The organism is Chelatococcus asaccharovorans (genome assembly GCF_003201475.1).
Lineage (GTDB): Bacteria > Pseudomonadota > Alphaproteobacteria > Rhizobiales > Beijerinckiaceae > Chelatococcus > Chelatococcus asaccharovorans.
On sequence record NZ_QJJK01000013.1, the window covers coordinates 176,691 to 191,826 of the forward strand.

Here is a 15,136-nt window from a genome sequence, read left to right on the forward strand (position 1 = left end):
AGATGAGCAGGAATTCGAGGGTTCGGTCAAGTGTTATCTCCCCAGCCGGGGCATTACCTGTCGGCGATGAAGGCCGTGATGGCCTCGGCCTGCGCTTTCATCATCTCGATGCCCGGCACCACGCGGCAGCCCTTCGCGCGCGCGGCGAGGATCGTCTCGCTCTCGCGCGGGGCGACGACACAGGCGACGTCCGTCTCTCGGTTCAGGCTGCCAAAATCAAGCGGCGTCGGATCGCCCTCCTTGAGACCAAGCGACGTTGCATTGATGATGACGTCGTAATCCGTCCGATTGCCGGAGACGGCCGCGATCTCAAGCGCGGGAACGGCGCGCCGCATCGCCTCGGCCAGTTCCAGAGCCTTGAATTCGGACCGGTTATGGACATGGACGCATGCGGGCTTTTCCTTGCACAGGGCGAAAGCGATGGCGCGCGCCGCTCCGCCGGCCCCGCAGACGAGCACCCGCCGGCCCGCGACAGTCACCCCGCTTTTCGCCATGCCGCCGATCATTCCAATGCCGTCGAATATCTCAGAGACGAGCCGTCCATCGATGATCTTGGTGACGTTTGCCGCGCCGCAAAGTTTCGCATTCGGCATCAGTTCGTCGCTTAGCCTGGTGATCTGCTGCTTGTGGGGAATGGTCGTGGTGAAGGCGATGTAATTGGACGTCCTTCGCAGCACCGCGACGGTCGCGCCCAGGTTCTCCGGCTTGACGTGCATCGGATGCATGATCCAATCCAGCCCATGCCGGGCAAACACCGCGTTCATGATCGAAGGCGCGCGCACCTGGATTACCGGATCGGCAAGGCTCGCGATCATGCGCGTGACACCGGTGATCGGCTTAACAACTGTCATCGCGGCTTCCTCCCGGACTGGTCGTGGCCTAGGCAAATCCGGCTTGGACGGAATCAGCCGGTTCCATACAAACCATTGATTTTACTTGTCTATTCTTTTTGACAGCAAGCCCGCAGCAGATGGACGCGCTCTAGGATGCGTGTCTCGCCAGAAGACCGGTATGGTCGATCGCGGCCAGATACCTGCGAACGCAGTCGCGCAGGTCGGTCCGAGGCATGTATCCGAGATCTGCAATCGCGCGGGCGGGATCGAGAATCCCGGAATAGTTCGCGTCCGTGCCAAGAAAATTCAGGCCGTTCCCGACAGCGATTTCCGCGCCCGGGATCTCCGCCCTTATCGCGGCGGCCACGTCATTGAGCGTATGCCCGACGCCGTTGCAAATGTTGTAGACCGTGTGATTGAGCTTTGGCGCTTCGACAGCGAGCAGAGTGCCCGTCCCCACATCTTCGGCGAAAATCATGTCGTCCTTCTGGTCGCCACCGACGTCGATACGCACGGGAACCCCTGCGGCGGCGTCCTCGATCATGCGACTCACCGTGCCGAACTTGCCGTGTCGGACCGTCTTCCCCGGACCGAAAATCATCGCATAGCGCAGGGCGACGAACTCCATGGCATAGGAGGCGGCGAACTCGGAGCCGATCCATTCGGAGGCCACCTTGCACATGTCGTAGAGCTTGCCCGGCAGAAGCGGATGGTCTTCAGAAACGGGCCTGTAGAACGGCGCCTGGTATTCACCGGCGATCGGACCATAGACCGCTCGCGACGAGGAGAACACGAAGCGTCTCACATTCGCCAATCGCGACGCCTCAAGGAGCCTCGCGGTCAGGTCGGTGTTGATCTTGTACACCAGGTAGGGATCCGGTTCCGGCTTCTGACTGCCGACAGCCGCCGCCATATGGATCACGGCCTCGATGCGCCGTTCGCGCATCAGCGCCGCGGTCTTGTCGAGGTCCCCGGCGTCGAGCAGCACAAAATCAAGGCCGGCCCGCTCGTTAGCCGTCATCAGGGAAAAGTCGTCGCGGACGTCGATCACCGTCACGTCGTGGCCGCGCCTGATGGCTTCGCGCGTGACCCAGGATCCGTTGACGCCGAGCCCACCCGTAATGAGGATCTTCATTGCCCGTTCCCTCTTTCCTTCAACGGCCGCGGGATTGCATCGTCGGTGCCACGGCCCGCCGCGCGATGAGCGACTTGACGTGCGGGCATCCGCACTCGGATGGGATAAACGAACCGGTTGAACGGCCGGTCAGGCTCCGGCGGCAACCGCATTGCGGAGCGTGCCTATTCCGTCGACCTCGATCTCGATCAGATCACCGGGCCTGAGGAACTCCGGCGGCTTGCGGGAGGACCCTACGCCGGCGGGTGTGCCGGTGGCGATGATGTCGCCCGGACGAAGCTCGGTGAACTGGGTGATGTACGCGATCAAGGCGGGAATCGAAAACACGAGGGCCTTCGTCGATTCCTGCTGCTTGACGACGCCATTCACCCGCGTCGTCAGCCGAAGGTTCGACGGGTCGGCAATCTCGTCGGCCGTAACGATCCAGGGACCCACGGCGCCGCTTTCAGGGAAGTTCTTGCCCGGCGTCGCCTGACGCGAGTGCTTCTGGAAATCCCGCACCGAATTCTCCGCCATGCAGGTATATCCGGCGACGTAGCTGAGCGCCTCGTCCGCGCGCACCTGGCGCGCCTTGCGGCCGATGACCACCGCCAGTTCGCCCTCGAAATCGAACTGCTCCGAATTCGCCGGCGCGATGACCGGCCGCTCGTGGCCGACGAACGTGTCGATGAACCGCACGAAGATCGACGGAAAGGGGGGCTGCTCGTTGCCGGACTCGGCCGCATGATTGGCGTAGTTCAGGCCAACGCAGAGAATCTTGTCCGGATCGTCGATCGGCGGCAGGAGCCGGATGGCATTGAGCCTGTGCCGGGGAGCCGCAGCCGCAGCCCGATCCCATGCCGCAACGTCGAGCCCCTGCGCCAGGGCCTCCTTCAACGATCGACATCCCAATGCCGCCGCAAGGTCGGCGACCTCCTCGCCGCGCACGACCCCAAACCCGCGGACGCCGTCCGCTTCGAATGTCACCAATTTCAAGGTCGATCCTCCCGGTCGGCTGGACGCGCCAACCGAACTTGCCTATTAAATACATTTATGAAGGAATGTACTTTAATTTCCCGGCCTGGCAACAGGGAGGATGCAAAAATTGACAACGAGTGAAAAAGCTCAGGCGTTCGTGGCGCTTCAGATGCTCGTGAACGACTTCTTCCGTGCGTTGGACGATAACCGGATCGATGATCTGATCGCCCTATTCGTGCCGGATGGCGAATGGGCACGTCCTGCCGGCAACCTCCGGGGTCCGGACGCGATCCGGGGTGACCTCGCCAATCGTCCGGCCGGTCGCACAAGCCGTCACTTGACGTCGAACCTGCGGATCCTGGACCTGGCAGGCGATCGCTGCCGGTTCGCCTACAATCTCAGCACCTATTCCGGCTTCGCCTCGGGAGAAGGCCCTCTCGATCTGACCGGCCCCAGCGGCGTTCTCGATTGCGAGGATGTCGCGGTCGAGACGGCGGACGGCTGGCTGTTCCAACGTCGCTCGGCGACGCCGATTTTCCGTCGGAAGCCCTGAGACAAAACGGCTGGCAGGGCGGCGCAAATGCCCCTGCCCCAAGGCGCAGCAGCGAGCAGAGTTCTCCGCCCGTCCGGCGTCGCCGCGCGGCGTGCCGAGTACGGCGGGGGATGATCGGCTGCTGTAACGCGCTCGTCGATGTCTAGTTTTGCCGGACGCTCGTTGGCAAGCTTGGCCCCGGAGTTTCCGCCAGCACTCGACCATCTCAGTGCGGTTCCAGTACCGCACCCTCTGGCCAAAGGCATCTTCATCGACTTCGCGAGTGGTGAGCCTGACATGAGCGTGCGGGTTGGTACGCCGTCCCCGGATTATCCCTCGCGCTGAAGCTTATCGGCGAGTGCGGCACAGCCAATCCAACATCTTATACTCGGTATAATAAATAATAATGAAAACAACTGCAACTAATATTGCATATTATTAGTGAACATTCCGAGAATGATTTAGGCCGATATTATTTTTGCCTAACATCAAGGCTGCACCGCGAAAAGCAGGATATATCGGCTCAATAGGATAAGCCGACCTCTCACCTCGCGCACGTCGTTTCGGATTGCTGTCACCTGGAAATCGATCCTGATTCTGCATCCGTTCCCTGTGCATTGCAGTAGGCGGCAGCAGCGCGCACCGCCCGGATGATGCCGGCATAGCCTGTGCAGCGGCAGATATTCCCGCTCAACGCGCGGGCTAGCTCGGTCAAGGCGGCCCAGGATTTCCTCTGCGGTCAGTCAGAGCACCGCGCAACGCAAAGGTTGGGTCAGTAATCGGCACGCGCCGTGGCAACGGCATAGCGGAACACGCTGCCGATGGGTGGAGCGCAGCCTGCGCGTGTTTTCATTCCGCCCACGCATTGCGACGCGCCGTAACGTCTCGAGAATTTCGGGAGTCGTGATCACGTGAATCGGATGACAGCACCGTGCAGCGTCCAGGATTGTCCAAATAGGAAGGTGGTATGAAATGGCAGACAGCCGTTTCAGCACTCTAAATTATTCAATGGAATCAATTACTTACATAGATATCTGGCGGAGAGAGAGGGACCATCTCCCATCTGTATCCTAAGGCGATGAAATCGTTATATATCAATTGTTTAAATACCTTGATTTGGGGGACACAATGGGGGACAAGTTGGGGGACACCACTCCCGAAGGACTCCTTTTTAATGGCCCCCGCGAAGCTCGGAAAACACCTCGAATGGCACGGTAGACGCATCAGGGTTGTCGTGCGGGTGCCTCCCTCGCTGGTCACCAGTGTGGGCAAGACAAAGCTTAAAGTCGTCCTCGAAACCACTGACCCGCTAGAGGCAGAACGGGAGAAGGTGGACGTGATAAAGTCTCTGAGAGCTTCCCTGCGCGGCGAGCAGCGGCAGCCTCAGGCTCGGAGCCTAACCACCGAGGCGCTCGAATGGCGTGATATGATTGAGCGAGAGGCGGCCGGTGAGCAGGTGGTTATATCTGCCGACGAGGAACTCGATCTCCGGGACATTCTCGGAGATCACGTCGACGATATCGAACGTAAGCACGGCTACAATGCTGGCAACGAGTTCGCAGAAATCGCCCTCGGTCGGGCAACCCCACTCGGCGCCCTTCTAGATCGTTGGTTCACCGAGAAGGCGGACCTTTCGATCGGTTACAAGGAAGACATCAGACGTGCTGTGTCTCGGCTGGAAACGTGGTGCGGAAAGAACCGAGTCCCCAAGACCGTCGAGGCCATCACTCGGCGCGTAGCTGGCCGCTTCATCCATGAGCAGTATGTGCTGCCCAGGGAGCACCATAAGACAGCCAACAAGGACCTGTCGTGTTTGAGGTCCTATTGGCGATGGATGCGTAAGCGCTATGACATCACCGACAACCCATGGAGCGAACAATCCGTTGAAGCCCCAAGGCGCCGGACAGAGACAGCGAGCGACAAGAAACGCCCGTTTACGGATGATGAAGTGACGAAGCTACTCGGCGGCATCCGGCTAAAGCGGGAGCGGGACTTCTCTCTCGTCAGCTCTTTGAGCGGGCTCCGGCTGGAAGAGGTGGCGGGGCTAAAGGTGGCTGATTGCGCCGATGACGCACTCAAGGTCAGAGACTCGAAGACGGAAAGCGGCCTTAGGACTGTACCGCTTCACCCCTCGCTTAAGCCGCTGATCACCGAGAGGACCCGCGCTAAGGCGCCAGATGATTACCTTTTCGATGACCTTGGAGAGCAACGAGAGGGCTCCAAGCGGGATCGCTCAGCGCCTGTCAGTCAGGCCTTTACGCGAGAGCGCCGCCGCCTAAAGGTCGATGAGCGGGGATCGGCAGACCAGCGACAATCGAACATTGATTTCCATAGCTGGCGCAGATGGTTCATTCGTAAGGCCGTCGAAGGTATCGAGCGCGGCGCAGTCGGCTATACGCCTTGGACGATCGCAAACGTTGTCGGTCACAAAGTCGAAGGTGGAGCAATCGACGGAGTGGCTCTGCCACTCAAAATGACCATGGGGCGTTATCCAGGGCCAGCATCCGTTGAGTCCATGCGGGCATGTGTCGAGGCTGTCGCCTTACCGAATGGCGTAAGCACCGCCAGAACCGATACGAAAAGACAGCCCCGCCGCGCGAAACTGAAGCTGAGAAGAGACACAACAAACCCATCAACTTCGTGAATCCATTGCTTGGAAGCCAGAGGCTTGGTTACGTTACTGGTCGCCGTTTCTTGTCGCCATCACCGTGGGCAAGGCCCTATGGGACACGGCAGTCTTCTGGCTTATCAGGCTGCCCATCAGTACTGCCATCACGCGCCCCCTGAGGGCAGCCTTGCGGAGAGCCTTCCGGCCGCTCATGAACGCGTAACACGTTGCCCGCTAACCGACTCCAGACATGCATTCTTTTATGTGAGGGGTCGGTCAATTTTGGCCGTCATCCTGTGGGCATGGGCCTCCCTCCCAGGTAGGGAGGGGCTGGCGGCCGTTCTTGGGGGCTCTATGGCGATACGCAATTACCCCCAGCAATCAGAATTTCCGGCCGCAATCCGCGCGCCGCCGACCTCCTGATGGAGTACAGCCGTGTCAAACTCCCGCGATCTTCTCGCCCTTTTCAACATCGTGCGGTCGTTTCGTGAATTGGAGAAGGCGCCGCACAAGGACTTCTCAATGACCAATGTGCTGCTGATCCTTCACGTGGCGTACAACCCAGGCGCTACCATGGCTGATGCGGCGAAGGCGGCGGGGGTATCAATCCAGTCAATCCAGCGCCGGGTTGAGGCGCTAGGTGGATACGGCCTTGTGGAGGTTGTCCGTGATCCTCACGAAACACGGCGCTTTCTCATCTTCCTGACGACAGAGGGCGTGCGGGTCGTGCAGGAGGTGCTTTCCCATTTACACCCAAACGAGGTCATCGAGTTCTCAACTATGACGGCAGCGGGTTCTGGCCCCTGACGAGACTCACTTGACTATTTGTCAGGTGAAGGCGCCCCCAAAAACTGGAGCCCCTCGGGTTCCCAGGAGCGCAAAGTGTATCGTTCTCACTTAGGGATGACGGAAAGAGGCTTATTTCAATTCAAACCATTCGCGGTTTGCAGGCCACGTGAATGAGCTGAGTGAGAGCGCGCTCGGAATTTACACGGGCGCTTGTGGCTCTCCGAGTACCGCCATGGCTGTCCGTAAGCTCGACGCGGATGAGAAGCTGATTCTCCCGTACTCAGAGGCAAAACGGATATGCCTGAGAAAGATTGCAAGCCACCCACGGCCTCCGCCCAAAAAAGACTTCCACTGCTAGGATCAGTAAAAGTGGTCGCGCCAAAGTCGATCGGATCGGCTTAGGAATGCACACTGGTAAGCCGGCCGTCCTCGGCTCCGAGAGTGGCCTCTACAAGCTCATTATGCGCTCGGACAAACCTGAGGCCCGCGCCTTCCAGGACTGGGTGACTCGTGAGGTTCTCCCCGCGATACGCAAGACAGGCAGTTACGTGCTCCAGGGGGCTGACCGCTCGACGGTGGCTGAAAGCTCCGTCTCGGAGATGCCAGACGTGCCCGGCCTCGTGGTATCGGTTAACTTATTGGTATGGCGATCATATTCGCCCTTGCGTGCCAATTACCCCCGACAATAGGAAATACAGGGCAATCGACTTCCTCGACTTCTGCCCCGACATTACCCGTACCAACAGGAGAAGCGCGGCGCCTCTGCCGAAGAAGACCATCAGCTCATGAGTGGATTTAAGGAAGCACTAGATTCTACCTTCAAGAGTCCCTGAGGGCTTACCCTAGGAACATCTCTGAGAAATGAGATTAGCGAAAGACCTAGGTGATACGCCGCTAGGTACAGCTTCAGGTTATCCTGGAGGCCTCCTTTTGTTTCACCGGAAAAATCCGAGCGGGCATCGATCATATAGCCCGCGCCAGTTCCCCCCGTGGGGCCGCTTCGGCTGGCCTATTGGGTCCTGACCATCAAGAGCATTTACCCTACCTCAAATATGGGGGTCTCCATCATCATCACCACCACCGTCGTTCCGTTGGACCTTGGTCTAGTGAGTCGTTCCAGACCGTGAGCTTTCCCGTTCCTTATAAGTCGTATTGACTTTCGGAACGAGCAGACTCACGTTGTCTAAGACCTCAACGGAACGGATGACGTGTCATGCTGGTAGGCTACGCGAGAACGAGCACCATCGAACAGGCGGCAGGCCTGGAGGCCCAGGTCAGGGACCTGGAAGCTCTCGGCTGTGAGCAAGTCTTCACTGAGCAGACCAGTTCGGTAGGGCCTCGCAAGAAGCTCGATGAGGCTATCGCCTATTGCCGCAAAGGCGACACCTTCATGGTCACCAAGTTTGACCGGCTGGCCCGTTCGGTCTCACACCTCGGGCAGATCGTCGAGCGCCTGAAGGAGAAGGGCGTTGCCCTCCGGGTTCTCGATCCCGCCATCGATACGTCCAGCGCCACGGGTGAGTTGGTCCTCAACCTGATGGGGTCCATAGCCCAGTTCGAGCGTCAGATGATGCTGGAGCGGCAGCGGGAAGGCATCGCCAAGGCCAAGGCCGATGGCAAGTACAAGGGCCGGAAGCCGACCGCGAGGGCCAAGGCTGACGAGATCAAGGCCCTATCGGCTCAAGGCATCAGCCTTTCGGAGATCGCGAGGCGCCTGGAGATCGGCAAGGCATCAGTTCATAGGGTCCTTGCTTCGGGCTAGCCGTTATTGGGCCAGTCGGCTTTGTCCCGAGGGCGCGGATACAACAGAGGAAGAATTTTGGAGGTGATCGATCTCGTCGAGGCGTATGTCTAGCCAGATCGATTGCGCCGTCACATGACTACCACCTTTAATTGCACGTACCATTTGGAATAGGGGCGGTTTCAGCCTTACGCGGCACATGCTCTCGCCGCAGGTGTGCGGGCGGAGAGCTTAGAATATGGGGAACAGTCACCACCGCTAGCACGAGTTTATACAAGGCTTTGCTCGCACTTCCGCGCCTGTTTGAACGTGGTCCGCTGCAAAACCCCGCCAGCCCGTGAGAGCCTTCCGGCAGTCCTCACATCGTCCCTCACACCCAGACGACTTAATCGCCCGTCCTTCGGCCTTCCGGAGGGCGGGCTTTTCTTATGGAGCCCACGCATGCCCCGCACTTGTCGATGCTGTTGGCGATCTACCACCAGCCGTTTCGCTGTCTACTGTCCCGCCCACCAATCCAGAAACCGCCGTCATGGTCATCCCGAGCAACTTGCGATCACAAAAGACGTCCTTAAGCCTAAGCTCCGAACCATAAGGCGGCGGATCGCAAAGAACAGTGTCAGCCCACTCTGGGACTGCCTCGAAGCCCGCTGGGGTGTCATTCTGGAGCACAGTAAAGGGGTGCTCGCCTCAAAGGCGCCAATGGACCGCCATTATCGCACCGCGGCCCGCGAGTTAGCCAAGCTCGGAACTTCAGTCGAAGCCGACACCATCGTCGAGACGGCTCTCGCTATGGTCGTACTGCAGTCCTTCGAGCCGCAACGTTTTAAATCGGACAAAGCCTTCCGCGTGCAGCTATCACGGCGGCTTCGGGGCCTCACGGATTTGAACGCCGGCCTCTGGTACGACCATACGACCGGCAAGATGAAGCGCGCCTATCGGGAGCTGTCGCCAAAGGCGGCCGTTATCATTGCCGGCATCATCACTCAGGCTTTTGGACCAGCCGGCCTACGGATCGCTCAGCTTGAAAGGATGGACCACGAGGAAAGGAATTATGGCGTCTCCACGGTGCGTAGGGCGCTGGAGGCCTTGGATTGATTGCCAGCACTGCGGTTCGTTATACATGGCTCGACCCGTGGCTCGGCGTCCGAGATGGCCCTTTTCGGGAGTTGTGCAAAGCCGTAGGCGCCGACCTTGCCTCGCATGAGAAGGCCATGGGGTGCCGCTTAAGGAGGCGCCGCCCCATCGACCAAATTCACCACGAAGCCGCCCTTGCGACCGTGCTGGCGAACCTTGCCTATGCCACATTGGTGCCCCCCGTGGGCGGGCGCTTGGGTCTCCTCACTGGAAACAGCGACAAGGGCTTCTCTCGTTACAGCAATCGAGCCTTCGGGAAACCCTTCCGTCGTCTGCTTCACCATCTCAAGCAACTCCGATTGATCGACCTGATAAGCTCCACCGAGCGCGGTCAGGCTTCATCCGTCGCGCCTTCAGATGCATTCCGCTCCGCGCTGAACCCCGTCGCGATTGACCTCTCCGACTTCCGCCGGCTGGAGGGCGAAGAGGTCATCATCCTGTCCCGCAACACTCATCAAGGAGCGGGTCGGAATCGAACCGTGACCCGCGAATATGTCGATTATGAAGAAACAGCCGCAACCCGTGGGTTGAGGGAGTCGATACAGAGGATCAACCGCTTCTTGGAGGCGGCCGATATCGCCTTTGTCGATGACGGCCTTGGCCTAGTTGATCCCTATCAACGGCGCCTGACGCGCCATTTTGTCATGAGAGAGGAGGACCTTGAACCATGCTTTGATCAGGGAGGGCGCCTCTTCGGGGGCTTCTGGATGAACCTGAAGTCGTCACGCAGGGCGGCCATCAGGATCAACGGCGAACCCGTCGGTAATCTCGACTTTTCTTCCCTGTTCCCACGCTTAGCCTACGCCAGCATCGGCGTTTCGCCTCCCGTGAGCGACCTCTACGCTATCCCTGGCCTGGAGGGCTATCGCAACGAGGTGAAGTCCGTCCTGAACTGTCTGCTGTTCGACCACTTCAGAAGACGGACATGGCCAGAGGGTATCGACGGACTGCCGCGTGAGTGGACAGTCTCTCGAACCAAGGCCGCTATTGTCCGCCATCATCCCGAGCTACGCGGGTGTCTAGGACAGGGCCTAGGCTTGAGCTTCATGTACACGGAGAGCGTCATTCTTGTCCAAGTTCTTCATGAACTCATAGACCAGGGCATCGTTGGCCTCGGTCTCCATGATGGCCTTCTCGTCCCTCGTTCCAAGATCGAAAGGACAAAGATGATCATGGAGCGTGTCGCTCATGAGGTGGCGTCTGTGCCCCTTCCCGTAAGTATCAAGGCATAGCCACGGACTTGGGCTCACCAGTACCCCCTTACTCCATTAACAAGACCCGTAACTTGCGTACCCGCCTGCTCGGCTAGGAAGTCGAGTAGCGCGAGCTCGTGTCTGCGTCCCACCTGGCGCCGCTAGTCCTGGCCACACACCTCAATCTGTCTCGTAACCTCATTGATATCCCACAACTCGCGAGGCAGCGGTGTGAGGCGTACCCCCACTGTGCCGGGACAATACCTGCGCTGCAGCCGCCCGAGCTCGATCATCCAACAAGCATTTCCGTCCGTCGCTTCCAGCCGGATCGGCAACCCAGACGAGCACTGTCGTCAATCACTCGGAGAAAACTAATCATGAACATTTTGGCATCCACCACCCAGACCGTTGATTTCCGCCTTTTGACACGCGCGGATCGCCAGCGCGTGGTTGGCAGCACCCTCACCATCGCCCTGTCGCATCGGAGCGTCGCTCGGCTCAGCAATGTTTCCGTTGCCCGCATACTTGGTGTGTCCGTTTATCAAGTCCGCAAGTACAGGAAGACTATGCTCGCGTTGAATGCGCTCGGAGCGATCGGGGGAGAGCGTCTGCCGAAGCTCCCCCGGGTTCCGGAAACGACGCGCGATCGACTTAGGTCAGCCATCGTCGCTGCTGACGACCTGATACGTGAGATCTCCGCCGACGTCAGCGTTCGCGAGACTGCATGTCTTCACCACCAACTGAAGGCTGCAAAGCGGATCATCAAAACCGACGGGGCTTCACTTGACACGTTGGCAGCGACCACCGACGCCCTCGAAGAGATGGCCGCACTCACAGATGATGCCTACCGCACCTTGATCGCGCCTGCACGGGGTCGTTGCTGAGTTCGAGAATGACCACGGCGGCAGCATTGCCACCGTCGTTTTACGAAAGTCAGGCTCCGGAGTTCGCTCCGGGGCCAATCCTTATCTCACTACTTCGATTTATAAGGACGAACTATGAGCACAGAGACCAGCTCGATGATACTCGTTTACACAGACGGTGCCTGCCTCGGAAATCCAGGACCTGGGGGATATGCTGCCTTGGTCCTTACAGGAGGCGCTGAGCGGATCATTAGTGGGGGCGATCCTTGCACCACGAACAACAAGATGGAGATGACTGCGGCAATCCAGGCTCTCCAAGCGCTGCCGGTTGGTTCCCACGTGACCGTCCATAGCGATAGCCAGTACCTGGTAAAAGGCATCACCGAATGGCTCCCAACGTGGAAGCGCCGGGGTTGGCGGACAGGGGACAAGAAGCCTGTGCTCAACCAGCCGCTGTGGGAACATCTCGAAGGTCTAGTGGCCGAGCGGACGGTGACTTGGAGTTGGGTACGCGGACATGCCGGTCACGAAGAGAACGAACGCGTAGATGGCGTTGCAAACGCTGAGGCGGAAAAGGCACGTGACGATAACAGCTCACGGCGGAGCCGGGCTGATATAGGTCAAGGAGCGCGCCTGGCGTAGGCTCTTAATCGCGAAACCAGCGCTGGATTAAGGAAAACTTGCAAAATTGGAGGTGAGTTGCCTCGACAGGGCGTGTGCCGCTCCTCGTCGAGCAACCGTCTAGCGATCATCTGCTGATCAAGTCGATCAGAACGTATAGGCTCATACCAACGCTGGAGCAGGCTCTCCCAGATTGGGAGCCATTCAATCGACAATTCGGATCGACACTGCGGAGCCGTCCGGGAAATCCTTGGTCTGCGCGAATACTGATGCCGTATAGCTGATCCATTCGCGCCAGGAGCACAGCCAGATGTTTTCGGTTTTGTACTCCCCACCGAGGAAGGGAAGCTGGGTAAATGCGTAGCACTGGTCAGCCGTAGGATTCATCCCGGCTGCTCTGCATTGATCCGCTAGCGGACGCAGCAGCCACCCATCTTCATCGTTGACGCACCGCTGGCGAAACTCCTCCTCAGAAACGGCGATCTTAGCGATCGAGGCCGCGGACACTTCCAGCATGTGAACCGCGTCCTCGGTATCCACGATGAATAGATCAGCAAACAGGTTAGCCGCCAGAACCCGGCACCGCTTTGGTAAGATATCCGCCCAGCCGCTGATATCGACTGTGGTTATCTCGTTAGGAAGGAAATCTGACTGGCGATTGTTCATCACGAGACCATGGCCGATGAGCCGATTGGCGACAACCCGGAAAAATGAAGCGCACAGCGCTGGATCGGCTTTTCGCTGGGGAGCTTTCACGCCAGTTTTCCGTCCACACTAGCCCCTATCGATCCATTGACTTCCCGTGCCCTCCTAGCAACAATTCTAGGCTATTGCTTGGGATGGGGAACATGCGTACGCGCATAGTCGCACTGACTTTGTTGGCTTTCGCCAGCTTGCCTACAGTCGCCTCGGCTCAGCGACGTGACCCGTACTTCCAACCCGCCCAGCAAGCCTTCTTGAGTCTGAAACCAGAAACTCGTCTCTGGTTCCAGCTTTTCCTAACAAGTGCTGGTCACTGGCCCGCTGTCCCCAACGTGGGGTTTTCACGGCGGCTTTTTGAGGCGACAAGGCAGTATCAGCTTTCGCGAGGCGAGACGCCCACCGGGGTCCTGACGGAGACGCAAGTCACTGGCATCCTCGATTCGGGAGTGTCGGTCCTCAAATCATGGCGCCTTCGCTGGGTGCCGCATCCAACACGCGGACGCCTTCTTTGGGTCCCCATGGGGTTAGACCTTCAAGCGACAAGAACAAGCCTTGGTGTAGAAATGCGGGCACCACGCAATCGGCTTCTGATAAAGTTCAATTACCTGCCCTTTGCCGATGTGAGGACGAGCTACGAGAGTACGCTGCGAGAAATGGTCGGGAGCGGAGACCATATCAACTTCAAGGTCCTCAAGGCAGATTTCTTCGTTATCACGGGCAACCAGGGGCGCTATAGCCGCTATGTCCGCTATCACAACGATGGCGAGGGCATTCTTGGCTTCGATATGTCGTGGGGCGAGGAAGAAGCGCCGGTCTATGGCAGCCGTCTGGTGACGATCGTATCGGGGTCCTTCTGGGCGAGCATGACCGGAGCGCCATTTCCCACGACCTTGCGCGCAAGCTACCCATGGGAGCGCGAAGAGCCGGAAGTAGCGAGCGCGCCACGTGAGCAGCAACCCCGACCGAGCGCTCCAACGCCCCCTGAGCATCCAAAGGCGTCCTTCTCGACCGGCTCTGGCTTCTTCGTATCCAAGGCCGGCCACATCGTCACGAATGCCCACGTAGTCAATGATTGCTCGACAATCACCGCCCGGCCTGACGGTGCCGTGCCCCTACCCGCTCAGGTCCTTGCCAAGGATAAGACAAACGACCTCGCGGTTGTGAAAGTCCAAGGACCGGTGGAGAACACCCTGCCCATTCGGGCAAGTGTTCGACTGGGTGAGGGCATCGCTGCGTTCGGTTTCCCGCATACGGATGTTCTGGCTACGACAGGCAACTTCACCCTGGGGAACGTCACGGCCCTAGCCGGCCTTAGGGACGACAGCCGATATCTCCAGGTGTCGGCTCCGGTCCAATCAGGTAACTCCGGTGGGCCGCTTATCGATGGTTCGGGTAACGTCGTTGGCGTAGTCTCGGCCAAGCTCGACGCGATCAGGATGGCAGCCTCACAGGGTGACCTTCCTCAGAACGTGAATTTCGCTGTGAAAGCCACTCTCGCGGCGAGCTTCCTCGACGCGAACCAAGTGCCGTATGAGACCGGCTTATTGGGCGAGAAGCTAGACCCTGCCGACCTCGCCAGTCGGGCCAAGAAGGCAAGCGTCTTCATCGTATGTCGTTAGTCTAACTAACTAAGGTACGCATATTCCATTTTGAACTGATTATTTACGCTGTGAAGCCTCATACCTGTTAACATTCTCGTTAGCTACAAACCGAAGATATCCCTTTTCAGGGCTTTGTAGGTTTCCCTACCCGGCTTCACTAACGGTGCGAGGATATTTCGGCTGAATGCCATCTGGTCATTACCAACCTGCGTCAGACTCAATAGTCTTTTTGCGGCGACGTAAATGTCTCGCGCGGCCGATTTCACATCATCAGCGGCGTGGCTACGCGCGACGCTGTCGGTGATTGCAGATTGCTTACATACTATCAGTTCGTAACCGGCCGATAAGCACCGCCTTATTCGAAGGCGTCTGAACCGGTAAGTTCACGTCGTTAACGACGTCGTTATTGACGTCGTTAAGGAGGTGA

The 15,136-nt window shown here is 58.8% G+C and carries 15 protein-coding genes; 10 read left to right on the forward strand and 5 right to left on the reverse strand.

Annotation, left to right across the window (positions count from 1 at the left end):
* Positions 1–53: 53 nt before the first annotated feature.
* The 3 genes from C7450_RS27250 to C7450_RS27260 all read right to left on the reverse strand — a co-directional run bounded on the left by C7450_RS27250 (position 54) and on the right by C7450_RS27260 (position 2,934).
* Positions 54–851 carry a shikimate dehydrogenase family protein gene (locus C7450_RS27250; protein ID WP_110377635.1) on the reverse strand — a complete coding sequence of 266 codons (798 nt, stop codon included), beginning with the start codon at positions 849–851 and terminating at the stop codon, positions 54–56.
* Positions 852–981: 130 nt separating this feature from the next.
* Entirely contained in the window at positions 982–1,968 is a 987-nt protein-coding gene (locus C7450_RS27255; RefSeq protein WP_110377636.1) for an NAD-dependent epimerase/dehydratase family protein, read from the reverse strand.
* Between the two features lie 129 nt (positions 1,969–2,097).
* The gene (locus C7450_RS27260) at positions 2,098–2,934 is read right to left on the reverse strand and encodes a fumarylacetoacetate hydrolase family protein (RefSeq protein ID WP_342588549.1); all 837 of its coding nucleotides are present in this window, start codon (positions 2,932–2,934) and stop codon (positions 2,098–2,100) included.
* A gap of 118 nt (positions 2,935–3,052) precedes the next feature.
* On the opposite strand from C7450_RS27260, the gene C7450_RS27265 reads away from it, so the two are divergent.
* Positions 3,053–3,478 carry a nuclear transport factor 2 family protein gene (locus tag C7450_RS27265; RefSeq protein WP_170147470.1) on the forward strand — a complete coding sequence of 142 codons (426 nt, stop codon included), beginning with the start codon at positions 3,053–3,055 and terminating at the stop codon, positions 3,476–3,478.
* Between the two features lie 553 nt (positions 3,479–4,031).
* On the opposite strand, the gene C7450_RS35230 is transcribed toward C7450_RS27265, so the two are convergent.
* Positions 4,032–4,172 (reverse strand): 2Fe-2S iron-sulfur cluster-binding protein, encoded by a 141-nt coding sequence (locus C7450_RS35230; RefSeq protein WP_210206555.1) that lies wholly within the window; start codon positions 4,170–4,172, stop codon positions 4,032–4,034.
* Between the two features lie 459 nt (positions 4,173–4,631).
* Here C7450_RS35230 and C7450_RS27275 point away from each other — a divergent pair, with 459 nt between their 5' ends.
* The 8 genes from C7450_RS27275 (at position 4,632) to rnhA (ending at position 12,427) form a co-directional block, all read left to right on the forward strand.
* Positions 4,632–6,101: a tyrosine-type recombinase/integrase gene (locus C7450_RS27275; RefSeq protein ID WP_110377639.1), complete on the forward strand. Its 1,470-nt coding sequence runs from the start codon at positions 4,632–4,634 to the stop codon at positions 6,099–6,101.
* A gap of 399 nt (positions 6,102–6,500) precedes the next feature.
* Positions 6,501–6,872 carry a MarR family winged helix-turn-helix transcriptional regulator gene (locus C7450_RS27280; RefSeq protein WP_110377640.1) on the forward strand — a complete coding sequence of 124 codons (372 nt, stop codon included), beginning with the start codon at positions 6,501–6,503 and terminating at the stop codon, positions 6,870–6,872.
* Between the two features lie 386 nt (positions 6,873–7,258).
* Positions 7,259–7,543, forward strand: coding sequence for a BRO-N domain-containing protein (locus C7450_RS35235; RefSeq protein ID WP_110377641.1), 285 nt, complete (start codon positions 7,259–7,261; stop codon positions 7,541–7,543).
* Positions 7,544–8,067: 524 nt separating this feature from the next.
* Positions 8,068–8,616, forward strand: coding sequence for a recombinase family protein (locus C7450_RS27290; protein ID WP_110377642.1), 549 nt, complete (start codon positions 8,068–8,070; stop codon positions 8,614–8,616).
* A 678-nt stretch (positions 8,617–9,294) separates the two neighbouring features.
* Positions 9,295–9,690 carry a hypothetical protein gene (locus tag C7450_RS34760; RefSeq protein ID WP_245450137.1) on the forward strand — a complete coding sequence of 132 codons (396 nt, stop codon included), beginning with the start codon at positions 9,295–9,297 and terminating at the stop codon, positions 9,688–9,690.
* The gene (locus tag C7450_RS27300; RefSeq protein WP_110377644.1) at positions 9,687–10,961 is read left to right on the forward strand and encodes a hypothetical protein; all 1,275 of its coding nucleotides are present in this window, start codon (positions 9,687–9,689) and stop codon (positions 10,959–10,961) included. Before C7450_RS34760 ends, C7450_RS27300 begins: the two co-directional genes overlap by 4 nt.
* A 338-nt stretch (positions 10,962–11,299) precedes the next feature.
* Entirely contained in the window at positions 11,300–11,806 is a 507-nt protein-coding gene (locus C7450_RS27305) for a hypothetical protein (RefSeq protein WP_110377645.1), read from the forward strand.
* 135 nt (positions 11,807–11,941) lie between these two features.
* Entirely contained in the window at positions 11,942–12,427 is a 486-nt protein-coding gene (gene rnhA, locus C7450_RS27310) for a ribonuclease HI (protein WP_425351264.1), read from the forward strand.
* A 183-nt stretch (positions 12,428–12,610) separates the two neighbouring features.
* Here rnhA and C7450_RS27315 read toward each other — a convergent pair whose 3' ends face one another.
* A complete protein-coding gene (locus tag C7450_RS27315) occupies positions 12,611–13,162 on the reverse strand; it encodes a T6SS immunity protein Tdi1 domain-containing protein (RefSeq protein WP_146227558.1) in 552 nt (183 codons plus the stop codon).
* Positions 13,163–13,254: 92 nt separating this feature from the next.
* On the opposite strand from C7450_RS27315, the gene C7450_RS27320 reads away from it, so the two are divergent.
* Positions 13,255–14,727: a S1C family serine protease gene (locus C7450_RS27320; protein ID WP_170147471.1), complete on the forward strand. Its 1,473-nt coding sequence runs from the start codon at positions 13,255–13,257 to the stop codon at positions 14,725–14,727.
* The last annotated feature ends 409 nt before the right edge of the window (positions 14,728–15,136 follow it).